The following is a 22,295-nucleotide window of genomic DNA, read 5'->3' as shown; positions in this document are numbered from 1 at the left end:
CTCATCGTACAGCCCATCCAGACCATCGCGAGCAAACCGATTGCGCCACACGCCAGCGGTATGGGCGCAGACATTCAGCTTCGTCGCAATATCCTTGTTGGTTAGACCGTCCGCCGCGGCAAGCACGATGCGGGCACGTAATGCCAGCGACTGTGGCGCTCCATGCTTGCGGATCAGAGCCGTCAGGGCAGCTTCCTCAGCATCATCCAACATGACAGCAACCGCACGACCCTTCGACATCCTAGCCTCCCCAAGTTTAAGGTTTAGCCAGAATGTAGACTACTTTCCGATCAGGACACTAGCAGCAAAATCCGTACCCCGCGCCGATACGCCCTGGTGGCACGCTGCACCTGCTCCTTTAGTCCCCGCGGCAAGGCCAACTCCGCTCCATCGGTAACGCGGGAGCCGGCACGGATAGTACGGCGCGGGAGGGGCGGCGTTTCACTTGAGCGAACAATATAAAGCCAATGTCCACGAGCCAACTCGCCACTGGCCAGGACGCGGCGCTGCACCGGCAGAGACCGGCCGTCGGCAATGGAAACTAATCGAGCCCGCCCATCAACACGCCCTTCATCCTCAAGGCTTTCTTCCAGCCGGAACCCGGCTTGGCGGAGGAAATTAGACAGCGGCAGCCGCTCGGCGCCGGCTGCGGGAATGCCCGAGAGCTGCGCCATCGCCGTATTCAAAAACAAAATATTATCATCCGCATCTACGGCCAGAAGCGGATCAGGCAAGGCAGCAGCAAAGATGCGGAACGCAGCCAACCCGAACAAGTCGGTGAGTGTTTCGTCGGATACCGTCTCCTGCCCCCTGATGCCAAGGCGGAAGGGGCTAATCTCGGTGGGGCGGGTCATATTGTTTGAGCCAGCGAAGGGAACAACCGGCAGTTGCCCCAAATACGGTAGAGGAACGCCTCACGGATTTCAGCCCGCACGTCATTCTCCAAATTCACGGTGGTGCCATCATGGCGGCGGTCCGAAGAGATGGCTGCGTCAATGCGATAATTGGCATCGATAATCTGCCCGACAAATGCTTCGTTCTCCGGCGTGCGAGGCCAGTAAAGGCGGACGTCAAAAGAGCGGAACTCACCGGCGTCGGGCAGCGCGTACAGGGCCAGCATGGCCGGGTTGGCTACACGCCAGATCGAACGGTTAGCAAATATCTGGTCTACTACCTCCTCACGTGGGCGGTTGATGTCCACAGGCTCCAGGAACTCAATGCACCAATGTGCCTCGCTAGCATCGGCTATGATGCGGCGGAACAAATCGTTATCAGCTTGGAGATCATCATATACCCGGCCGACATGACCGAGGTTGAGTTTGATAAGCCGGAAACAAGTCTGCCCAGCGTGCGAGAACTTGCGGCAACGCGCCAATGTACGCAAGCGCCGGCCGCTCTGGCCAATAAGGTCCAGTTCCAACGTGGTTATGAACCCGCCAGGAAGAGAGCGGGCGCACAGCTCGCGTAGCGCCTCCGTCGAGGCCGGGGCGTAGTAGGCTTCGATGTTCAGCCCCACCATCTCGGCAGGCAACAACCCTAGGCTCTCGGCCTGCGTGTCGTTCACCCAAACGACACGCCCCGCCGCGTCCACAACATCCACCAACAGATCGCTGATGAAGTCACCCCAGTCTGGCTCGTTCGCCAGCCCGCCATTTTGTCGTGCCGTCAAGCTGCGCCCTTTTCAACCATTCCGCAATATTGCGCTGACCCGTGCGTTTTCGCAACGCGCTTCAAGGGCGTGACGAAGAAAGTTCTCCACCATGCGCTGGCAATCTGGGATAAAACTGTAGCGGCGGGACTGTTCGGGATCGAGTTCGGCCCAGCACGTCGCCATCCGGTCGCAGGTTGTTTCTGGATGAAACTGCACCGAGACCCAACCGCCGCCATAGTCCAGCGCCGCATGAGGCAAACCGTGGCGCATAGCCAAGGTGATAGAGCCTGGTGGGGCATTGTCGACATGTTCGAAATTGCCGAAGAAGAAGGGCGCGTGGTCGCTAAAGCCTTGGAACAGAAAGTGTCGACGCCCAGCCTCGGTGCGGTCGACGGGCAAACTGCCTACCACCGGCCCCTCAGGAATTTTGCCTACATGGCCGCCGAGATTTACGGACATCTGTTGATGTCCGCCGCAAATGCCCATCAATGGCTTGCGCGTGCGACGCCAAGCGGTCAGCCATTTCTGAATCTCGCGCTGCCAGGGGTAATCGTCGGTCACCGAAGCGAAACTGCCGCCAAGCACGGCCACGTCGTAGTCGAGGGAGATAGCCTCGCCCTGATGCGCGGACACGCCGATATATTCGAACGCATCAGCCAACCCAGAAGAGTCTAGAAGCGCCTTGAAGCCAATGGTCTCATCATCGCGGCCCAACACGCGCACCCACTTGGATTGATCGTAAGTGCCAGGATGTGCAAACTGCGCTATATAGGCGAGGCGGGGCTTAGCGGTCATGCTACGCCTCCCCGGCGCTGGAACGTGATGGGCAGTGAGAGGGGGCCGGTATTGCCGCTATCAGGAAGCCACTGACCCGGCCCGTCATTAGCTAGGGCGGTCACCCTCACGGGCCAGACGCGCAGCACCACCGCCATGTCGGACCGCGCCACGGCATGACCTAGACAGTGATGTCCCCCCATACCAAAGCCGAAATGCAGTGGACGGCGGGCAGCGATATCGAAGCCCGGATTCTCGACCATTCGCGGGTCAGAACCAGCGGATTCGGAGAACAAATGCACAGTGGTCCCAGCTTTGATGTTTAGGCCCTGGAATTCGAAATTCTCCACCGCCTCCCGAGTGACCCAGGTGACAGTGGGGCGCGTACGCATCACCTCCTCCACCGCCTGTGCGGAAAGCTCTGGCTGTTTAGCGAGCAAATCCCACTGGTCGGGATGTTCGATGAACATCTGCACGCCAAGACCAAGCTGGTTACGGGTGGTGTCAATGCCGCCGAAGATCGCCAGCACAATAATGTCGAGCAATTCGGCATCGCTTAACGCACCGTCCTTATCTGAAGCCTGGACGAGCTGAGTCAGAAAATCTTCGCCCGGCTTGATGCGACGCTCACGGATTAGTTCACGTGAATAGTCCATCAGCGCCTGGGTTGCAGTGTCCACGACCTTCTGGTCACGCTTATAGTTTACCCCTAGCGCCATGCCCATCTGTGTCGCCCAGTTGGCAATCATACGCCAATCTGCATCCCGCGTGCCTAGCAGCATGCAGATCACACGGGTGGCGTAAGGCTCGGAGAAATCACCCATGAACTCGCAGCGTCCGGTGTCAATGAAGCCATCAAGCAACTCGTTCGCCAGCGCCTCGAAACGCGGGGTAAGCCCCTTAAGCAGCTTGGGTGAGAAAGCGGCCATAATGAGCTTGCGCAGGCGGACGTGATCAGCACCTTCCTTGTTGAGCAAAATATTGTCCCACCAGAGTTTGAAGGCGCCATCGGTTACACCGTTATGTGCAGGCCAGGCGTAGCTGCCCTGACGCAGACGCGTGTCCTTGATCAACGCGTTCACCTCAGCATAGCGCAATATGGCAAGGCCGTAAGGAGTGCGGGCGTACCAATTGCGCTCCCGCGCGTTGCGTACCTCTTGGGAGCGAATGGAAAACGTCGGGTCAGCGACGTTAAGAAAGTCGGCAGCTAATGTGACACTCATCTGTCCGTCCTTATCGATACGAGCCGGGACGGCGCATACCACCCCGGTGCAAACGGGAACATTACGGGACCATTTCAAGATAGCGGTTGAAGTCCCACTCGGTTACGGTGGAGATAAAGCGCTCCCATTCGTCGCGCTTGAGTTCCATATAGACGCGCGCCATTTCACCTGGCAACGCGCTCATCACCACCTCATCCTCCTCCAACGCAGCAATGGCCGTACCGAGATCGGTCGGCAGGCGTTTGACCTGCTTACCCGCCTCCATCGCTTCATATATGTTTCTCTGCTCCGGCTGGCCGGGATCGCGCTGGCTTTTCAAACCATCGTCAAAGGTGCGCAATAGCGCACTGCCCATAAGGTACGGATTCACCAAGCTATCCACTGCACGATATTCCACCCGGCCAGGAGCGGAAACACGGATACCAACGGTACGGTTCTGCATGCCCCAATCAGCATAGATTGGCGCCCAATAGCCAAGATCAGACATACGACGATACGAATTCACGGTCGAAGAGCCAAGCGCGGTGAGTGCGGGCAGATGCTCGATCATACCGCCAATGCAGTGCAGGCCAATTTGAGTTGGCATCCACTCTCCAGTGGGGCGCAGGAACTCATTAGTGCCGCCCTTGCGGTAGCTGAACATCTCGTCCATGCCAGGCAGATCGTCCTCGAACTCCAGCCGGTTCAACCTCTCCTCACCACCTGACCACAGCGACACATTGTGGTGACAGCCATTGGCGGAGGCGCCCATGAACGGTTTGGTCATAAAAGTGGCGATAAGGTTAAACTCACGCGCCACCTGAGCGCAGATCTGCCTGTACGTGATCAGACGGTCAGCGTTGCGCAGCACGTCGTCGTACATGATGTTCAACTCAAGTTGGCCGGGAGCGTCCTCATGGTCGCCCTGAATCATGTCCAGCCCCATGGCACGCGCGTAATCATGAACCCGCATGATTACGGGCGAGAGTTGCTCGAACTGATCAATATGATAGGCGTAGGGTTTGGTTACGCCGCCAGCGGCTTTGCCGTCCTCGCCGCGCTTGAGCCACATCATCTCCGGCTCGCAGCCGACACGTAATTCCATCCCGTACTTTGCCTTAAAATCCTGATGAATGCGGCGAAGATTCCCGCGGCAGTCAGAGGTGAGGAACGCGCCCGCGTCCACATCTTCCTCACGGTGGCGGAATAGGGTGCAGAATACGCGTCCCACGCGCTTGTTCCAGGGCAATTGCACGAATGTCTCAGGGTCAGGCAGCGCCACTAGTTCAGCGGCGTTTGAGGGGTAGCCGATATAATTGCCGCGTCGGTCGGCGCAGACATCAGCCACCGCGCCGTACCAGAGCTGAACGCCCTTATTGGCAATGCTCTCCCAATGCGCAGCAGGCACGGCTTTGCCCATCACGCGTCCTGTGGCGGAGACGAATTGGTAGTACACATGGTCAATTCGTAACGCCTTGATTTTTGCGGAAACCTGCCGAATACGCTCTGCGCGTAGCGGATCGGCGACGAAGGTATCGAGGTCAGATTTACGGGTAAAGGTAACAGCATCCATTTGCGGCGTTCCTCGGTTTAAGCTGATTCGAAATAACGGGACTTTTCGGCTACGCTTACGGCGCGGCGAAGGGCTTCAACCTCATGCAGACGCGACTGCACGAAGCGGTCGATGAATTGCTGACCAAACAGTACGGCGGCGGTATCACTAGCGACCAAAGCCTGAACAGCGGTAAAAAGATCGCGCGGCAGCTCCGCTCGGCCCGGCAACGCCGCTTCATTGCCCGAGGCACGTACGGCCTCGGGCGGTTCAATACGATTTGCGATACCCCACAGGCCAGCACCTAGGAAAAAGCCTAAACCTAACCAGGGGTTCACATCGGCAGCGGGAATACGGAATTCGAGGCGCGGAGCGGCCAACGGTTCGGTAACGGCGCGGATGGCCGTGGTATAGCCGCCCCGGCTCCAGGTGGCGGTGCGCGGTGCCCAATTGCCTGGCGTCATGCGACGATAGGCGTTCACCGTATGCGCAGACAGCGCCAGCGCCTCTGGCAACAGTTTCAGTACGCCGCCGACGAAATGCTGCCCCGCCTCGGTGAGTTCGCCCGGTCCGGCGGCGAAGATATTTTTGCCTGATGCGTCCAACATGGAAAGCTGGATATGACCTGACAAACCAGGAGCGGTTGCGTCCGACTGCGCCATGAAGCAGGCGGACATCCCCCGTTGACGGAAAAATGCTTTGGTGACGGCCTTGAAGAATACCGCATCATCGGCGGCGCGCAGCGGGCTAGTATGGTGCAGCGTGGCTTCCATGCAACCTTTGCCCAATTCCATACCTAACCCGGCAGTGGTGACATCCGCCGAGCACAGCACAGCATCTAACGCCGCAATCAGGTCGGCATTGGCTGCACCGGAGAGCGTATCCCAGCAGCGATTATCAACGGCAAATGGTTTCAACCCTTCATAGTTCTTAGCGCGTAGGCTGGCCGCATTTTCCTCGAATACCAGCCACTCGAACTCGAAAGCCGCCTGTATGGAAAAACCAAGCTTTGTCGCTTTCTCAATCTGCCGGATCAGCACGTTACGGGTGCTGGTCTCTGCAGAAGGGCCGGTAAAGTCGGTGACCACCCAAGCCGCATTGGGTTCGAACGGATAAGGTCTATAGGATGCCTCGTCTACGGCCACCGTCTCGCTCTCGAACGGTGCGTTACCGAACACATTATCGACCGCATCCCATTTGTGCAGCACGTTGCAGAAGCTGCCTCCGCTACGCACGATAGTGGAGAATGTCTCGCGGGAGATGCGACGCTCACGCAAGCCACCATCGATATCGGGCAGAACGACATGGAAACAAGCCGCGCCTCGCGGATCCGGAGCTATAGCCCCGGCCGTCAGTTCAGTCATCATTTTTATAATCTTTTAGCTAGAGGATCAGGATCAGCGTAGGCGCTTGTGCAATTCCGCCGCATCGCCATAGGGCGCGGAGCCGCGCTCATACGGCCGCCCGGCCAGCATGTAGAAAACGCCGGCCCCACCGATGATCACCACCGTGAGAGGCATAGACCAGTTCAGGTACCAGGCTTCGGAAGGCGTGCGTGGCCAAGCCATGTTGACAATGGCGGAAACGCCATATCCGAGCGCCAGGATGTTCACGGGCCAGGCCCAGGCTCCAAGGCGGAAGTGACCACCCGGTTGCCAGCCGCGGGCACGGGCATACAGGGCTGCGACGACTACCATTTGGAAGGACAGATAGATGCCAATCACCGCAAAGTTTAGAACCGTAGCCAGAGCGTTTTGCAGGAAATAGCCAATGACGACGATGGCTGCCGGAACCAGACCGGCCACCAGTAACGCCCCCTCGGGTACATGAGCATGCTTGGCCAAACGGGTGAGAAAGGTGCTGCCGACGATCATTCTATCGCGCGCATAGGCAAAGAGCAGACGGCTGACGGCGGCCTGCAGACTGAGCACGCATGACATAAACGAGACCATTACCACTACGATAACCGCCTTTGCGCCAATTGGACCGAACGCGTTGGCAAGCACTTCGCCGATCGGATCAGCGACCTTACCAGAGATGACGTCGCCCATGTTAGGGATCGCCATAATCAACGCCAAGCAGACGAAGATGGAAGCACCAACGCCAACATAAATTGTCATTCGCATGGCTTTGGGAATCTTAACGCCCGGGTTCGGGGTCTCTTCCGCTACATCCCCACAAGCTTCGAAGCCGTAGCAGCAGAACAACCCAACCAATGCTGCCGCGAGAAACGCAGGCCAGTAGGAACCCGTTCCCTGAATACCGAAGGTATTAAACACAACTGATAGCGGCTGCTCACGGTGCATCGTAAATAAATCTACTCCCACCACGATCGCGCCAACCAACTCGCATATGAAGCCGAACATCGCCACTTGGGCGAGCAACTTGGTACCGCGCATGTTGATAACAGTGGACAACCCAAGTAACGCCAGGGCCGCAATGGTGGTAAAAATCGGAGTATTATTGACCCCGAATAGGGTAGCCAGAAACGGTCCAGCTCCCAGAGTAACAGCAGCGATGGTCGTGAATAGCGCCCAACCGTAGAGCCAGCCTGCCATCCAAGCCCAGCGCCGCCCAACCAGACGGCGCGCCCAGGGGTATAGCCCACCTGAGATAGGAAATTGTGAGACGACCTCACCAAACACCAGGGCCACCAGAAACTGGCCAAGACCGGCAATGACGTAAGACCAGATCATCGGTGGACCGCCAGCCTGCAGTCCAAAAGCGAATACAGAATAAACACCGACGACCGGTGAAAGATACGTGAAGCCCAGGGCAAAATTCTGCCATACGGACATGGTGCGGTCGAAATTCGAACTATATCCAAGCGCTGCCAATTGCACGTCGTCTGATGCGACGTGAATGGCATCTGCGCGATGCTCATGTGGTTCCATCAACAACTCCCTTGAACATTAGACATCAAAAAACCGCTCATTCCTTGAGCCGTGTGATTTGCGTCTCCCCTCCGCGCCGGGTTTTATTGGACCGGTCATGGCGGGGATCTTCCCGTGCCCATCGCAAGATGAACATGGGGGGGATGAGCAACCATCGTGCCAAAAATAACTTACTGAAGTTTATGGTTTTATTTTTCTTGCTGAGTTTATTTTGCAAAAACGCCGAAGAGTGTCGCGCAAATTTGCAACTGTAGTGGTTGTGCCTCTCAGGATAATGTACATAGCTGTCAACCTGCTCGCCTCCGCAAACCTCAAGGCATTTCACAGCAGCTAGCCAGCGTCAGCTCTAAAGCTTTTTGTTGCGATACACAAACACCAAGAAAGATGCTTAGCGACTACGCAGAATAGGATTAAATTTATCGGCACATCCGCCAGAGGAACCGTGCCATCTAATTATATCGACAAGATAGACCGACAACGGTCTGGCAGCTTTGGAGCAGGAAATAAGATTAACTACGATCAACGGGCGCCGGTCGTACTGGCGGGAGACGACCGAGGCTGTGCAAATTCGCGTTTTTTGTTAGCATATTCCAAGCGGACTTGCTTCACGAAAGTGGAGCCCCTTATTGTATAGAAGGGCAACTCCCTCATGGCGCAACGGTATATCCGGGACGTTGAAGATGGGGCGGTTCGGCTGGTCCGCACGAGCGGGTACACTCGCCGGGCGATAGCCGAGGATCTTGGTATCGGCATATCACCGCTGACAAGGTGGCTCTGCCAGAGGCGGGAAAATGAGAACCTCCGCCAGGAGAGATGGCGTGGCCCCCCTAGCGGCATCGATGTGCAGTGGAGCGGCAGGCCAGCAAGCTTGTGCTGCTTATTCGGTAAGGTAGAAGGAGGCTTTCTGAAATCGTAGGTAGGCGGCATTACCCCGTCCCCCAACATGCCCTCATCTTTAAGTTAGGACCGTGGATTGATATATGCCTAGCTTGCGTGTCGAACCAAAGCCTCTGGCGTCATGCCGCCAAGGCTGATGTGTGGTCTGACAGCATTATAGTCGCCTCGATGACAGACCAGGCGTGACCCAGGTTGCTCAATAGGGACACGTTGAGGCATTCATCACGGAATCGACCGTTGAAGCTATCTACAACCGCATTCTGCTGCGGCTTACCGGGACTATCCTGAATTTTGTGCGCTGACGTGGTAACGACTTGAATAGGAGATTCACGTATGAGCATCGACAAAGACCTTCTGGATCAGCTGATGGCTGGGCGTTCGCCGATCTGGTTGAGTTCGCGACCGAGCCTTTCTCCTGACAGAGAGGTGTCGGCCACCAGCGCCAGGTATTCGCGCATAGAGTCATCCACCACCGTCAAACCGCGGAAGCTCCGTCCATTGTTCAGCGCGTCCGACACGAAACCCAGGCCCAGCGCTGGTTCGGCTGATCGAACACCATAATTGGTGAGCGTGTGCCCACCGCCCGTTTGCGCCGGCCACGCTTGCGGACCAGCGCAGTCAGGGCTGCTTTCTGAGCAGCATCCAGGATGATAGCAACAGCAGGCCCCTTCACCATCGCCGTCTTCCCAAGTTCAAGGTTCCACCAGAATGTAAACTACCTGTCGATCAGTGCACTATTTTTATCCTTCAATTTTGGGCAAAGCATCCACTCAGCCAACCTCCTCCTGTGCCTCACACAATTTCAGAAACGCTTTCATAGCACTGGAAGTGTAGGTATCCTTCCGTCGAATAAAGAGCGTTTCCGCATGCGATTGTATTTGCGGTAGCGCATGCGCCAAAACTTTGTTTTCTTTCACCGCATGGGCGACAACCCTCCTGGGCAAAAGCGTCACCCCCACCCCTACGGAAACACAGGCTATCATTGCGTCGAGCGAACCGAGCTCAAGCGGTTTAGCGTTGGCGATGCCCATGCTGGACAAGATTGCTTCCAGTTTCTGCCGGTAGGAGCAGCCATACTGAAAAACGATGGTCCGCAATGTACCGCTCTTCGCCAGCGCCTGGGGGACGGTGACAGTGGGTGGCGTAACGAGAACCAACTCCTCCGTGAAAGCCACCTGCCGCTCCAAGTCTGGGTGCTCTATCGGCCCTACGGCAAAAGCACCATCCACCCTGTATTCCAGTACGTCTGTTACCAACCGTGCGGTTGTGCCGGTAGTCACGACGAGCTGGACTTCGGGATAAGCAAGAGTGAAGCGACTAAGCAGCGGAGCTAGGCGCAGGGCTGTTGTCGTCTCCAGACTGCCGATTTGTAGCGGCCCGTTTGGCATACCGTCATCCTTCGCCGCCGCCCGCGCATCGGCCAGCAACTTCGCCACCCGCCCGGCAAAGGGCAGCATACGCTGCCCCGGCCCGGTTGCCTTGACGCCTCGTGCATGGCGCTGAAACAAGGATAGACCGAGATCATCCTCCAGCGCCTTGATCCGGGCCGTCACGTTAGATTGGACCGTATTCAGCTCCTCAGCGGCACGCTTCATGCTGCCCAACCGAGCGACGGCTTCAAAAATTTTCAGATCGGATGCATCCATAGCCAACACAACATATCACAAAACTAGATAGATTGTATCTTATAAATTCGTTTTATAAGATTCTTTGCCGTGGCTATCTCAACGCAATTCGACGCTCAAGAGGTAGTTATGGATGCATCAACCACCAAGGATCAGACCACCATCCGGGCAAACCGCGCTTGGATGGGGATTTTATCGGGCTTCTGCGCAAGCCTAGTCGGGATCGGCTTGGCTCGGTTCGCCTATACGCCCCTGCTGCCTGCCATCATTGGGGCACATTGGTTTCAGCCTTCAGCGGCAGTGTATCTAGGGGCGGCAAATCTCGCAGGATATCTGGCAGGCGCGCTCGCGGGCCGGCCGCTCGCGGCGCGGATGACAGCCACTTCAACACTTAGGACGATGATGGGATTGGCGACTTTGTCCTTCTTCTCCTGCGCCTATCCACTTGATTTTTCGTGGTTTTTCATCTGGCGCTTCTGCGCTGGACTTGCTGGCGGTGTACTGATGGTTCTTGCAGCCCCCACTGTATTGCCACATCTGCCACCATCCCGACGTGGCCTTGCCGGGGGCGTTATCTTTATGGGCGTTGGCGCGGGCATCGCTGCCTCTGGCACGCTCGTGCCATTACTCTTGAGCCAGGGGCTACGGCAAAGCTGGATGGGGCTTGGCGCCATCTCCCTGCTGCTGACACTAGTTTCATGGCGTGGGTGGCCCGCGGAACAAAAAGCGCCTCAAACAAAGCCTCGTAAAACGCCTAACTCGCTTGCTTTGCGGGCGCTCTATGCCGAATATGCGCTCAACGCAGTGGGGCTGGTGCCGCATATGCTGTTCCTGGTCGATTTCATCGCACGGGGGCTGGGGCTAGGATTGCGTACTGGCGCGGAATACTGGGTATTATTTGGACTAGGCGCCGTGGTCGGCCCAATCCTAAACGGGCACGTGGCGGACCGGTTGGGGTTTGCGCGTGTTCTGCGCGTCACGTATCTCATTGAAGCTGGCGCTGTTCTGTTACCTACTTTGAGTGGTGGAGCGTCCTCACTCATGCTGTCCAGCGTCATCGTCGGCGCGTTTACGCCGGGTATCGTGCCGTTGGTGCTCGGGCGTGTGCACGAACTGCTTGCTCATCACCCGGCCGAGCAAAAGGCCGCCTGGAGCAAGGCGACGGTGAGCTTTGCGATTTTCCAGGCCGCCGCTGCCTATGGCCTGTCGTATATCTTCTCTCGGACCGGTGATTACCAGTTACTTTTCATCGTCGGCACGCTAGCTATGATATTCGCTTTCGTCATCGATCTTACTGCCGGATGCAGAAATGAATGAGCCCCTGGAACTGTTGGACAGCGCTGGGAACGTCACTCAAGCGGCAACGACCCGCACCTCAACAAAAACTTTGGCAACGGCGCTTTCCAATTTTGGTGGGCCTGACTCCATCGGTCTTGGTGCAATAAAAGCGCTAAATACGCGCGCCGTTCACCGTGCTTGCGTTATGCCATCCGTCCGGTTCACAGAAAAAAGCCTGACAACTTCCGCAATGCGAACAGCATTATAGGTCCTTCCGTCTCGCCGCCCAGCGAACCACAGTAGCATCTGCCTTTAAAAGAAGAATACTATATGTGGGCGTTTCCGCTGCCACTACAATTTCGGCGGGATTGAAAGAACTTTCATCACCGAAACTCCAGTCTCCCTGGCGATACGCGTACCACACAAACAGGCGACGAATCGATATATTCGCATAAGAATTGAATGACCGTCGTAAAACAACACGCGGCATGGGCAACCAAGAAGGCTAGCCGTGTTATTGGACCTCCTCTGCAGCCAGCACAAAATCGCCATATAAAACTCCAGTTGGCTGGAATGTGGCACCTTATTATCGCACGCCTCCGGTCGGGAGCCTTAAAAGGTGCGCCGCTAGCTCAAGCCAGCAATGCTCAACAGCCCTTCTTCCTGGTTATTCGGGAGAAAATCTTTGTTTTGAGACAAATCGCTGCCATGCGACAATATTAAAGACAAAGCGTAAGTCAGCCGTCGGCGTATAGAAAGACTAACGCCCCCGAACCCGCGACGGCTCTGGTCACTCCCCATGCTCACTCCAACCGGCTTGTCGAAAAAATGGCCGAAGCCGAGGTTAGACAAAACCACAAGCAGAACCGCTTCACCTCATCCATTCATTTTTATAAATTATATCATATACTTAGACAAAACCTCGTTAGAGGAGGCCATGGTACCGCCTCACAGTGTCAAAGTTTTTTCAGCTCTACCACCAATTTCAGGTCATATTCTGCATGCAACCGTCAGGCGGAAGGGGGGCGCCTACCAAAATGCCTGACGGAGAAGCCTTAACCTATGGAGAGATGCAATGAACTTCGTTGATTTTACCACTGTATCCAGCCTTCAGAACGCGACCTCCTCCTGCCAGCAGAACAAGGATATATACCAGCTTTCATTTCAAGACCTTCTTACGCGGCGCTTCGACAATCTCCGGCTGGAACTGGATATGCCCAGCAGCGCCTGCTGGTGCTTCATGCAGCCGCAGGGGCGGCCCTCTTATACTCACGAACTCATGCAAGATATCGGCGAGATGCAGAATTTGATCACCTCGTCCTTCGCCCGGTCTCCACGCCGGGAAGACATGCCGTTTTCATGGTTTGTGATGGCGTCGGCAGTTCCGGGCATTTATAACCTTGGTGGCGATCTCGGCCATTTCGCACAGCGCATCCGTCAGGGGGATTTAGAGGCACTGCGCCATTATGGGCACGTTGCAGTGAAAGCGATCCACCGCAACGCAATTGCCTTTGATGTTCCTGTTATTACCATGGCGTTGGTGCAGGGTGATGCCCTCGGCGGCGGTTTTGAGCACGCTTTGTCCTTCGACATGATCGTCGCGGAACGCAGCGCCAAACTTGGCCTCCCCGAAATCCTGTTCAATATGTTTCCCGGCATGGGGGCTTACAGCTTCCTTTCCCGCCGGATCGACCGCAAGCGCGCGGAAGAAATGATCCTCTCCGGCCGGATTTATTCAGCTGAAGAGTTGTTCGAGATCGGTGTGGTCGATGTATTGGCGGAAGATGGGCAAGGTGAGCAGACCATACAGGATTATATCTCCCATCATAACCGGAAATTTAACGCCCATATGTCCACCTACCGCGCGCGGCGCAGGGTCAACCCGGTGACGCTGGAGGAGTTGATCGATGTGGTCGATATCTGGGCGGAAGCCGCCTTGAACCTGACGGAAGCGGACCTGCGTAAGATGGACAGACTCTGCGCAGCACAGGACCGCCGCTTGGCGGCGATGCTTCCTCAGCCATCCATAATCATGGCTGCAGAGTAATAGCCGAGGCTACGAACAAGCGGGGTATAAAATCATTGATTATTTACCCTGCGGATCGTGCCCAAGGCCATAACGGCCTGCCTAGTCATCTTCAATTCAACATCCGCACGGGCGGCAAACGATGCCGCCTGTGCTCTCAGTTCAGTCCCCCGCAGCCCGTGCCAGTTGGTGCATAGCTCCCCCAACCCCTTAGCGCCGACATTTGCAGCACTACTCCGCAAAGCATGAGCATGGTTACGAAATTCCGGGCTGTCGCCGCGCGCCGCGTCAGCGACCAACTGATCGATCAGGTTCTCCGCATCGGCAAGAAAGTCAGAAAGCAGCTCATGCAGGAATTGGCTATCTCCTAACTGCCGCAGATTGGCGATGATCGCCTCATCCAAAGCTGGGATGTTCTGCTTGGCCCGCGCCTCAACGGGCGCAGCGGATGATTGCCCCTGACGCACACGGGCCATTTTTTCAACTACCGCCACCAAATCCTGTGGTGCCACAGGCTTCACTAGGCAGTCATCCATATCGGCATTACGCCAATCCCCGTTCGCCTGGGCAAAGGCATCCGCTGTCAGACCAATAATCGGCAATCGTGTCTGGCCAAGTGACATCAATCGATACAACTTGGTCACTTCCAGCCCGTCCATGCCGGGCATATTGAAGTCCATCAGAACAATATCAAATCGTTCCCCCTCACGCTCCAGCATATCGATGGCGCGGTTACCGTCATCCGCCACTGTCACCTTATGTCCCGCGGCTTCCAGAATACGGGTGAACACGCGCTGATTAATGCGGTTATCATCCACCAACAGCACATCACGACTGATGAGAGAGACTGGCAAAGGCGGCAGCACTGGCGCCGTTAGTATCTCACCCTCCCGAGAGGCGCTCATCTCAGACACACTGAACCGGCTAGCGATAAGCAGTGCCTGCTGCAATTCCTGATCCGAGAAATCGTCTGACAGCAGAGTCACGCAGCGCTGCCGAATGGCACGCTCCGGTAGCCCCGGCGCTGCGGATGGCTGGATAAGAATTGTCCGAGGGAGCCCCCCGCTCGGCATGTCCACCATCTCGCCATCGGCGTAATATTCCACAACCATGCTTACACCGCTTTCCTCAGCGGACGCGGCGTTGGCCGGCTTCATCAACTCCACCTTCACACCCATAGCGGTGAGGGTTGTGCGCAATAGGGACCTCTTCAGCGGGTTACGTACGTGCAGCCCGACCTTACCGGCGGGCGGCTGCCAAGCCTCCTCGGTGGCGCGGAGGGCCTTAATATGGAACCTAAACAGGCTCCCCTCCCCGACCTTGCTTTCAACCGTGATATCACCACCCAAAATTCCGACTAGGCGGCGGGTGATCGCCAACCCCAGGCCGGTTCCGCCGAACTTGTTGAGGATCGAGGCATCGCCTTGGGTAAAGCTCTCAAAGATACGGGCCTGCGCTTCAACCGGAATGCCAATCCCTGTATCCGCTATCTCTCCCCTCAAGGTCAGTTCGCCTTCACTTCCCTCCATAAGCTGGCCGTCCAGCGCGATCTCGACACTGCCGGCTTCGGTGAATTTCACGGCATTACCGACCAAATTCACCAATATCTCCTGCAATTGCAGACGACTGGTCTTTACACGAAGCGGCGTACGCGGCGTGACATGAATCGTGAATGCCAAATTTTTTTCCCGAACTTGGCTTTCGACGATGCGCCGTACGTCAATCAGCAAGGTCAGCAGATCGAATTCCTCGATCGTGCTGGTCATTTGTCCAGCTTCAATACGGGAGAAATCAAGCAATTGGTTGATCAGCGTCTGCAGGGAGCGGCTCGCGACGTCCACCGTCTCGACCATCTCCCTCTGGGCGCTACCGAGCGCGGTGGTGCGCAACATCTGGTTCATGCCGATAATAGCCGTTAAAGGCGTGCGCAACTCGTGACTAACGCTAGCTAAGAACAAGCTCTTAGCCTTATTGGCTTTCTCCGCCGCCAGGGTGGCCAGAGAAAGCTTCTTGATCAAAGTGCCCGCATAGGCCGGCAGGATAACGAGCCCAATGAGCAGTCCAGCGGAAAGATGCGGCTGTGAAAACCAGAATGGCGTACTGAGCACGACCAGCAGAAAGCTGAGTGTGGCAACCGGCACTGCGAGAAGCAGAAACTTGATGCCGAACCGAAAACTATTCCCAAAAATGACCCAAAGATAGACGGGATAAAACAACGCCACCCGCTCACCGCCTAGATGCAACTGCCAGGAAAGAAAGCCGCAATCTAACAACAGCGCGTAAACTCTGCGCGCCTGGCAAATGCCAGGGCGCCAGATGATGTGAGCCAACCCGCCAAATGCCAGGACAAAATAAACAACCATCCAGGCCAGCGCGAGATGAGAACTGGCGCTGCCTGTCCCAGGCAACAGAATAAGGACGATGAGCCCCGCAAAAACCAAGCGATTGAAACTCATCTCATGTTCGCTGTCTGGCCGACCTCGCAGACGCTTCGCAAGAATACGAGCCCCATTCCGTATCCGGCTAGCAGCACGTGTCAGCCAACTCATCTTACCGTCCGCTTTGAATTCAGGAGCGAGACTTGAGTGCCCTGGCAGTAAAACTCTTTTAGAAAACGCTCAGGCGGCAGCGCCTTGCCTAATAGAAAGCCTTGCCCTTCGTCACAGCCTTCAGCTTGCAGCAGAGCAAGCTGAGCACTAGTCTCAACTCCCTCCGCGAGCACACTCAGCTTTAGGATGTGGCCAAGATCAATGATTGTACGCACGATAGCGAGGTCATTCTTGTTCTCGGCCAATCGTTGAATAAAGGAACGGTCTACCTTCAGTCGGTCGAGAGGAAATTTCTGGATATAGCTGAGCGAGGAATAGCCGGTCCCAAAATCATCGAGGGATAAAGTAACCCCGAGGCCGCGCAAGGCGTCAAGCTGGGCAATAGTGTCATCAACATCGCGCAGCAAAATCCCTTCGGTCAGTTCCAAATCAAGAGATTTCGGATTGATCCCCGCTTCGGCGATCGCATTAGAGACTGTCTGGAAAATCGTCCGGCGGCGAAACTGGATAGAGGAGATATTAAGCCCCACCCGCAATTCAACCCCCTGCTTCTCCCAGGTCGAAATCTGACGACAGGTCTCATTTATGACCCATTCATTGATTGGCAGTATAAGGCCGGTTTCCTCAGCAAGACTCAGGAAAAGATTAGGGTAGACTAGCCCCAAATCCGGGCGCTTCCAGCGCAGCAGCGCCTCCGCCCCCAACAGCGCGCCGCTGCGCAGATCAAATTGCGGCTGATAATTGATAATGAATTCCTGCTGAGTGATGGCGTTGCGCAGGTCGCGTTCCAGATTCACCACTTCACCGGAGGTGGCTCCCATCTCGGCAGCAAAAAAACGCCACATATTACCGCCCGCTAGCTTCGCGGCATACATGGCTTGGTCAGAGTTCTTCATCAGCGCCTCGGCATCCTGCGCATCCAGCGGCGCGATGGAAATACCGATGCTCGCACCAACATTCAGGGGATCTGGGGACTGCTCACTCTCATTTAACCGCGCAATGATGGTGCCCGCGAGGCTCGCCATATCGTCAGGCCCGGTAATGTTGGTTTGCAGCACGGCGAACTCATCACCCCCGATGCGCGCGACGGTATCGCCTTCATTCACCACGTCAGTCAGCATATCCGCTATGCGACGCAGCAGCCTATCGCCCTGCAAATGCCCCTGCGAATCGTTAATGGCCTTAAAGCGGTCCAGATCAATAAAGTGTAGCGCAAAATGCTGATCGCCTCGGCGCCCACGGGCGAACTCCCGTTGAATTCGCTCACGCAGTAGTGCACGGTTGGGCAATTCGGTCAGCGGATCATGACTAGCTAGATATTCCAGGCGTCTTTCAGCATTCCGCCGCTCGGTGATATCAACCGAGGTCGTGAGAACCGCGATCGCAACCCCATTTCTGTCGCGTAGCGGTACCTTAGTGGTGAGATAAACATGAGTGTCACCAGAATCGGTCAACACCTCCTCTTCTCTGGATGGTAAGGCTTGACCGGTTTCCAGCACCAGCCGATCGAGCCGCCGGCTTGAGGCGCCGCGTTCCCACCCCAACAATGCTTCCACTGGCTGCCCGACGAGATCCGCTGGAATCCCACCAGCAACCGCGGCCTGCAGCGCATTCACGAAAATGCAGTTGCCTGCCCGGTCCGCTGCGCTGATCATGGCTGGCACCGTATCGATCACCTGAGCCAATGCCTCGCGGCTATCCAGCACAAATAAGTCTTGCGCGTTGATACCCGAAGCAAGGCGCCGTTCAAGCATTTCCGCCCTGCGCGCGGTGATTTGCTGGTGTGAACGGAGTCTGAGCAGGTTGCGCGCGCGGGTTACAAACTCGACATGATCTACAGGGCTGAGCAGGAAATCCGTGGCGCCTGCATCCAGGCACGCCACCCGATAGCTGCGGTCATTATAAGCCGTCACGACAATCACCGGGATATTGGGGTCGAAGGCGCGGATATGGGTCACCAGCTTATCCCCGGTCATGATCGGCATCTTATAGTCAGTGATGATCAGATCGACCCGATTATTTGGAAGCCAGTCAAGCACTTGTGCGGGATTTTCGAACGTCTTGACCTGGACCTCAAAACCCAGATTCCGGGACAAACGAGCATAAATCCGCCTGTTCGTGGGGCTGTCATCAACAATGACAATCACCGGTTTGGAAAGCTGCATCAGCCCATCTCATCCCCTGCTGGGAGCAATTCAAACATGCCAAGCCCTTGAAAGGAGACGCCACAAGGCCGAAAACTAGGGTACTGGGACAGGCTCGCGCTTCCCCCCCCTATAAGTTGACCGCCCATTTGTGAATACGCCCCCTACCCTCACATCAAAGCAAGACTTTATTACAAAACCCTCTCTGGTTCCACCTGGTATCGAATTTGACGAAAAGTTGAAGGTAAGACAGAATAAGAACGACGTAGCAAAGGCATCAATAATGCGGGCGACACAGGCAAACTCTTGCCAGGTTGAGATGCAAATAAAATCGCCATGCCACAACATATTCGGAGCCGGCGGGCGAAACCGGCGGTTGGGCTGGTCCAGCAGACGGGGCGCGGCTGGCCTTACTCCTGCTTCGTACACGATACCATCCAGTTGACATAGAACCGTCCAACCCCGAGGGTTAATCGGATAAACCGGCTCCCAGAAGCTTAATACACCTTCCTCCTTCCGCTCCGCGCGAGCCGGTATGAATCCCCCCTTAAGTAGCTTCAAAATACAATACTTGAGTGATAGCCATCTTAAAAACGAGATCTGAATAGCACCTAATTTTCTAGACGCCTTTCGCTTTCAAAAACTATTGTTCTCGAACCCGACGGGTGGCAGCACTCTGCTCCTGACGTGCTCGGACAGGGGATTGTAGAACATCTCGATCTAGTCGAACACGTCCCACCGGATTTCTCCACGCATTTTGTAGGTGTCGTGCCAAGTTCACTCACGCTTTAGCGACGAGAATAAGCTCTCGGCGACGAAATTGTCATGGCAGTTGCCGCTTCGGCCCATCGAGTGCTCAAGATTGTGAGCCCGGATGAACGCAGCCCAGTCTATGCTGGTGAACCGCGCGCCCTGATCGGAATGGATCAGCACTCGGTGCTTCGACTTGCGCCGCCATACCGCCAAGTGCACCGCTTGCAATACCCTAGCGGTGGTCTACCGACTTTGCATCAACCAATCCACAACACGGCGAAAATAGAGAACGATCACGAGGGTCAGATAGAAAAACCTTCCAAAGTGCCAAAGTAGGTGATGTCCGTTACCCAAGCTTGCTCGGGCGCAGCAACGTCTAACTGACGATCGAGAGGGTTTTTCGACTGCCAGAGACAGCTTACCACTATAGCTTCCCGGTCGGCTCTTGTAGCCGATTTACGCCTTGATACCCTCCAGCTCGGTCAATCGGGCAATGCTGTTGGACAGCATGTCTCGCCGCGATCCAGGAGGTCATCCTGCAGCTTTCGATAGCCATAAACCTTATTTCTGTCGTTCGAGGCTTTTCGGATTAGCTCCGTGTATTGAGCGTCTTTCTAGGCGCTGGCTCACCGGGCTCTTCAGCAAAGCAAAAGCCGTTGGGCTGGATATGCAGCCCCCGACACATCGATCGAACCTGGAACTGGTCATGGTGCGCGGCAATAAACGCGTTTCTCACTTTGCCGCCCGAGCCAAATACACGGTGGCCTTTTCCAATGTCGTGCTTCTCGGTCACCTGGGGCAGTTCACGCTGTAGCTGACGGATCTCGGCATCTTCGCCAGTATCGCCCCGCACCACCTTCGCCAGTTGGCGCTTCCAGGCACACCGTGAATGCTGACTGACGCCGAGGCGCTGAGACACCTCCGCTGCCGGATAACCACGCTCGGTAATCTTGGGCACTGCATCACGCCTGGACTCATCTCTGAACTTGGGCTTTCTCCTCGTCTCCTCCTGTCTTCAAAATTGGGATTGAAGGCGTTCATAAATCTGGGGTCTATTCATAAATGACCACCCAGCTGCGTTTAGACATCGGGCCGATCTGCTGCGAATGCGACATCATGCTGACCTTCAATAGATGACAGTCGAGCAGCGAGTGCTTTCGAGATGGATTGATAAGCCGCGCTTCCCAAGGCAAGACGCAGCTCCGGTTTTTCTCTGTCAGCCGTCGAAATGATGGCCGCGGCAGTTCGTGCCGCATCGCCCTTCAGGACGAAGGCGCCGGTTTGGATTAACCGCCGAATCTGCCCCGCAGGCGTATCATCATATACTGCCATACTTTCAGCATGCACCAAGCCTTCCCGGAATTTCGTCGCCGTTGGACCTGGTTCGGCAATCACGAAATCAATTCCGAACGGCGCCACTTCTTGACATACCGCTTCAATGAAGCCTTCTATTCCCCATTTGCTTGCGTGATAAAGACTAAAGTTGGGGTAAGCGATTTGCCCTCCCTCCGATGATATCTGAACAATGCGCCCACCGCCTTGCGTCCGCATATGCGGCAATGCGGCGCGGATGAGCTGTATGCAGCCTACCAAATTGGTTGCGATCTGCTGATCAATCTGTGCATCTGAGAGTTCCTCCGCAGCTCCCACGAGGCCGTAGCCGGCATTGCTTACCACAACGTCTATGGTCCCAAGCTCCTCGAATGCCGCATCTACTGCCGCGCGAATGCTTTTGACGTCTGTCAGTTCAAGCTTAAGGACAAGGAGAGTTTCTCGATATTTCTCCTCTAAATTAGCGAGTGCGCCGTCGCGGCGTGACGTCCCAGCAACCGCGTCCCCGCGCGCAAGAAGCTGCTGGGTCATCTCCAGTCCGAGACCGGAGGCGGCACCAGAAATGAACCAAGTCTTTGTCATAGAATCTACCTTTCGCGATTCGTCACGCTAGATCTACGCACGGCCGATTGGTGGTATAAGACTCCAGAACTCGACCGACCTAGTGTGGATTTTGCACCAATGACGAGACCGACCCTGAATGAGCTTGAAGCCTTTGCAGCCGTTGCGCGCCATCTTAGCTTTCAAAAGGCGGCCGATGCGTTGGGCATATCGCGTTCCGCGCTCAGTCACACGTTAATTGGACTCGAGAGACACCTCGGGGTCCGCCTGCTCAACCGGACAACACGTAGCGTCGCACCAACAAATGCTGGCTTGCGACTACTCGAGCGTCTGACACCGATAATGAAAGGCTTAGATGCCGCTATCGACGGGCTGGCCGAGGCGCGTGGCGAGCCAAGTGGTTTGTTGAGGATCAACGCCAATAAACGGGCCGCACAGCTTCTCCTCGGCGCTGTCGTCCCTCGTTTCTTGGCCCGCTATCCCCAGGTGGAATTAGACCTCGTTTCGGAGGGACGCCTTGTGGATATTGTTGCGGAGAATTTTGACGCGGGGGTGCGGCTTTACGACGCGGTACCCGCAGACATGATTGCTGTCCGCTTTGGCGGTGATGTTCGTTTCATCGCAATAGCCTCCACGGACTATCTGAAAGGACGCCTGCCGGTGACGACGCCGGATGATCTCACCCATCACACCTGCATCCGCCAGAGACTCCCCAGTGGAAAGCGTTATCGCTGGGAATTCAGCCGGCTCGGCGAGGAATTCGTGCTCGACCCGCCGGGCGCTCTGACGCTTGACGATAATGATCTCCTGGTTCAGGCGGCGATGGCCGGACTTGGTATTGCCTATGTGCCAGAATCTTTTGCCCAAGCAGGGTTGTCTTCCCGCCGGCTGGTCCGGTTACTCCCAGACTGGTGTCCTCCGTCGCCCGGATTGGCCCTGTACTACCCGGGAAACCGCTACATTCCGGCAACGCTTCGGGCATTTATCGATATTCTGAAGGAAGAATCCAATGGTGCTGACCTTGCCAGCGAATAAGGGAGAAATGTCCACTTTCGTG

At 56.1% G+C, this 22,295-nt stretch carries 16 protein-coding genes and 3 pseudogenes; 4 read left to right on the top strand and 15 right to left on the bottom strand.

The annotated features are described in order from the left end of the window. The 11 genes and pseudogenes from BUB54_RS10735 to BUB54_RS10685 all read right to left on the bottom strand — a co-directional run. Nucleotides 1-240 (bottom strand): helix-turn-helix domain-containing protein (locus BUB54_RS10735; protein WP_139284877.1); only part of this gene is annotated, 240 nt, incomplete at its 3' end. A 50-nt stretch (nucleotides 241-290) separates the two neighbouring features. Continuing rightward, nucleotides 291-854 (bottom strand): PAS domain-containing protein, encoded by a 564-nt coding sequence (locus BUB54_RS10730; RefSeq protein ID WP_048877450.1) that lies wholly within the window; start codon nucleotides 852-854, stop codon nucleotides 291-293. Beyond that, nucleotides 851-1,669, bottom strand: a complete 819-nt coding sequence (locus tag BUB54_RS10725; RefSeq protein ID WP_048877451.1) for a PAS domain-containing protein — start codon at nucleotides 1,667-1,669, stop codon at nucleotides 851-853. Before BUB54_RS10725 ends, BUB54_RS10730 begins: the two co-directional genes overlap by 4 nt. 12 nt (nucleotides 1,670-1,681) lie before the next feature. Continuing rightward, nucleotides 1,682-2,446 carry a type 1 glutamine amidotransferase gene (locus BUB54_RS10720; protein WP_048877452.1) on the bottom strand — a complete coding sequence of 255 codons (765 nt, stop codon included), beginning with the start codon at nucleotides 2,444-2,446 and terminating at the stop codon, nucleotides 1,682-1,684. Next, nucleotides 2,443-3,648, bottom strand: coding sequence for a cytochrome P450 (locus BUB54_RS10715; RefSeq protein WP_048877453.1), 1,206 nt, complete (start codon nucleotides 3,646-3,648; stop codon nucleotides 2,443-2,445). Before BUB54_RS10715 ends, BUB54_RS10720 begins: the two co-directional genes overlap by 4 nt. 61 nt (nucleotides 3,649-3,709) lie before the next feature. Then, nucleotides 3,710-5,200 carry a glutamine synthetase family protein gene (locus BUB54_RS10710; protein ID WP_048877454.1) on the bottom strand — a complete coding sequence of 497 codons (1,491 nt, stop codon included), beginning with the start codon at nucleotides 5,198-5,200 and terminating at the stop codon, nucleotides 3,710-3,712. Between the two features lie 17 nt (nucleotides 5,201-5,217). Next, nucleotides 5,218-6,546: a type I glutamate--ammonia ligase gene (locus tag BUB54_RS10705; protein WP_048877455.1), complete on the bottom strand. Its 1,329-nt coding sequence runs from the start codon at nucleotides 6,544-6,546 to the stop codon at nucleotides 5,218-5,220. Nucleotides 6,547-6,576: 30 nt separating this feature from the next. Further along, the gene (locus BUB54_RS10700) at nucleotides 6,577-8,073 is read right to left on the bottom strand and encodes an APC family permease (protein ID WP_048877456.1); all 1,497 of its coding nucleotides are present in this window, start codon (nucleotides 8,071-8,073) and stop codon (nucleotides 6,577-6,579) included. Between the two features lie 984 nt (nucleotides 8,074-9,057). Continuing rightward, nucleotides 9,058-9,251: pseudogene (locus tag BUB54_RS22070) on the bottom strand (integrase core domain-containing protein); the annotation flags it as partial. Nucleotides 9,252-9,352: 101 nt separating this feature from the next. Then, nucleotides 9,353-9,580: pseudogene (locus tag BUB54_RS22065) on the bottom strand (IS3 family transposase); the annotation flags it as partial. Nucleotides 9,581-9,740: 160 nt separating this feature from the next. Further along, nucleotides 9,741-10,616: a LysR family transcriptional regulator gene (locus BUB54_RS10685; protein WP_048877457.1), complete on the bottom strand. Its 876-nt coding sequence runs from the start codon at nucleotides 10,614-10,616 to the stop codon at nucleotides 9,741-9,743. Nucleotides 10,617-10,724: 108 nt separating this feature from the next. On the opposite strand from BUB54_RS10685, the gene BUB54_RS10680 reads away from it, so the two are divergent. The 3 genes from BUB54_RS10680 to BUB54_RS10670 all read left to right on the top strand — a co-directional run bounded on the left by BUB54_RS10680 (nucleotide 10,725) and on the right by BUB54_RS10670 (nucleotide 13,920). Then, entirely contained in the window at nucleotides 10,725-11,912 is a 1,188-nt protein-coding gene (locus tag BUB54_RS10680) for a YbfB/YjiJ family MFS transporter (protein ID WP_048877458.1), read from the top strand. A 423-nt stretch (nucleotides 11,913-12,335) separates the two neighbouring features. Continuing rightward, on the top strand, nucleotides 12,336-12,596 hold the full coding sequence (locus tag BUB54_RS20775; protein ID WP_048877459.1) for a hypothetical protein: 261 nt from the start codon (nucleotides 12,336-12,338) through the stop codon (nucleotides 12,594-12,596). 352 nt (nucleotides 12,597-12,948) lie between these two features. Further along, a complete protein-coding gene (locus tag BUB54_RS10670; RefSeq protein ID WP_048877460.1) occupies nucleotides 12,949-13,920 on the top strand; it encodes a crotonase/enoyl-CoA hydratase family protein in 972 nt (323 codons plus the stop codon). A 32-nt stretch (nucleotides 13,921-13,952) separates the two neighbouring features. Here the strand turns inward: BUB54_RS10670 and BUB54_RS10665 are convergent, their stop codons facing one another. The 4 genes and pseudogenes from BUB54_RS10665 to BUB54_RS10645 form a co-directional block, all read right to left on the bottom strand. Continuing rightward, the gene (locus BUB54_RS10665; protein WP_048877461.1) at nucleotides 13,953-16,355 is read right to left on the bottom strand and encodes an ATP-binding protein; all 2,403 of its coding nucleotides are present in this window, start codon (nucleotides 16,353-16,355) and stop codon (nucleotides 13,953-13,955) included. A gap of 89 nt (nucleotides 16,356-16,444) precedes the next feature. Then, the gene (locus BUB54_RS10660) at nucleotides 16,445-18,613 is read right to left on the bottom strand and encodes a GGDEF/EAL domain-containing response regulator (RefSeq protein ID WP_048877462.1); all 2,169 of its coding nucleotides are present in this window, start codon (nucleotides 18,611-18,613) and stop codon (nucleotides 16,445-16,447) included. Between the two features lie 615 nt (nucleotides 18,614-19,228). Beyond that, nucleotides 19,229-20,303 (bottom strand): annotated as a pseudogene (locus BUB54_RS10655) (IS3 family transposase). A gap of 122 nt (nucleotides 20,304-20,425) precedes the next feature. Continuing rightward, on the bottom strand, nucleotides 20,426-21,259 hold the full coding sequence (locus BUB54_RS10645) for an SDR family oxidoreductase (RefSeq protein ID WP_048877463.1): 834 nt from the start codon (nucleotides 21,257-21,259) through the stop codon (nucleotides 20,426-20,428). 99 nt (nucleotides 21,260-21,358) lie between these two features. Here BUB54_RS10645 and BUB54_RS10640 point away from each other — a divergent pair, with 99 nt between their 5' ends. Beyond that, the gene (locus BUB54_RS10640; RefSeq protein ID WP_048877464.1) at nucleotides 21,359-22,273 is read left to right on the top strand and encodes a LysR family transcriptional regulator; all 915 of its coding nucleotides are present in this window, start codon (nucleotides 21,359-21,361) and stop codon (nucleotides 22,271-22,273) included. The last annotated feature ends 22 nt before the right edge of the window (nucleotides 22,274-22,295 follow it).

Origin of the sequence: Acidocella aminolytica 101 = DSM 11237, assembly GCF_900129125.1 — a bacterium.
Lineage (GTDB): Bacteria > Pseudomonadota > Alphaproteobacteria > Acetobacterales > Acetobacteraceae > Acidocella > Acidocella aminolytica.
Note: the sequence above shows the minus strand (reverse complement) of the source record. Positions and strands in the feature narration are given on the sequence as shown.

Bases quoted from the DNA above. Each gene is read 5' to 3' on its own strand.
- BUB54_RS10730 (WP_048877450.1), bottom strand. From the start codon at position 854: ATGACCCGCCCCACCGAGATTAGCCCCTTCCGCCTTGGCATCAGGGGG.
- BUB54_RS10720 (WP_048877452.1), bottom strand. From the start codon at position 2,446: ATGACCGCTAAGCCCCGCCTCGCCTATATAGCGCAGTTTGCACATCCT.
- BUB54_RS10715 (WP_048877453.1), bottom strand. From the start codon at position 3,648: ATGAGTGTCACATTAGCTGCCGACTTTCTTAACGTCGCTGACCCGACG.
- BUB54_RS10710 (WP_048877454.1), bottom strand. From the start codon at position 5,200: ATGGATGCTGTTACCTTTACCCGTAAATCTGACCTCGATACCTTCGTC.
- BUB54_RS10705 (WP_048877455.1), bottom strand. From the start codon at position 6,546: ATGATGACTGAACTGACGGCCGGGGCTATAGCTCCGGATCCGCGAGGC.
- BUB54_RS10700 (WP_048877456.1), bottom strand. From the start codon at position 8,073: ATGGAACCACATGAGCATCGCGCAGATGCCATTCACGTCGCATCAGAC.
- BUB54_RS10685 (WP_048877457.1), bottom strand. From the start codon at position 10,616: ATGGATGCATCCGATCTGAAAATTTTTGAAGCCGTCGCTCGGTTGGGC.
- BUB54_RS10680 (WP_048877458.1), top strand. From the start codon at position 10,725: ATGGATGCATCAACCACCAAGGATCAGACCACCATCCGGGCAAACCGC.
- BUB54_RS20775 (WP_048877459.1), top strand. From the start codon at position 12,336: ATGACCGTCGTAAAACAACACGCGGCATGGGCAACCAAGAAGGCTAGC.
- BUB54_RS10670 (WP_048877460.1), top strand. From the start codon at position 12,949: ATGAACTTCGTTGATTTTACCACTGTATCCAGCCTTCAGAACGCGACC.
- BUB54_RS10665 (WP_048877461.1), bottom strand. From the start codon at position 16,355: ATGAGTTTCAATCGCTTGGTTTTTGCGGGGCTCATCGTCCTTATTCTG.
- BUB54_RS10660 (WP_048877462.1), bottom strand. From the start codon at position 18,613: ATGCAGCTTTCCAAACCGGTGATTGTCATTGTTGATGACAGCCCCACG.
- BUB54_RS10645 (WP_048877463.1), bottom strand. From the start codon at position 21,259: ATGACAAAGACTTGGTTCATTTCTGGTGCCGCCTCCGGTCTCGGACTG.
- BUB54_RS10640 (WP_048877464.1), top strand. From the start codon at position 21,359: ATGACGAGACCGACCCTGAATGAGCTTGAAGCCTTTGCAGCCGTTGCG.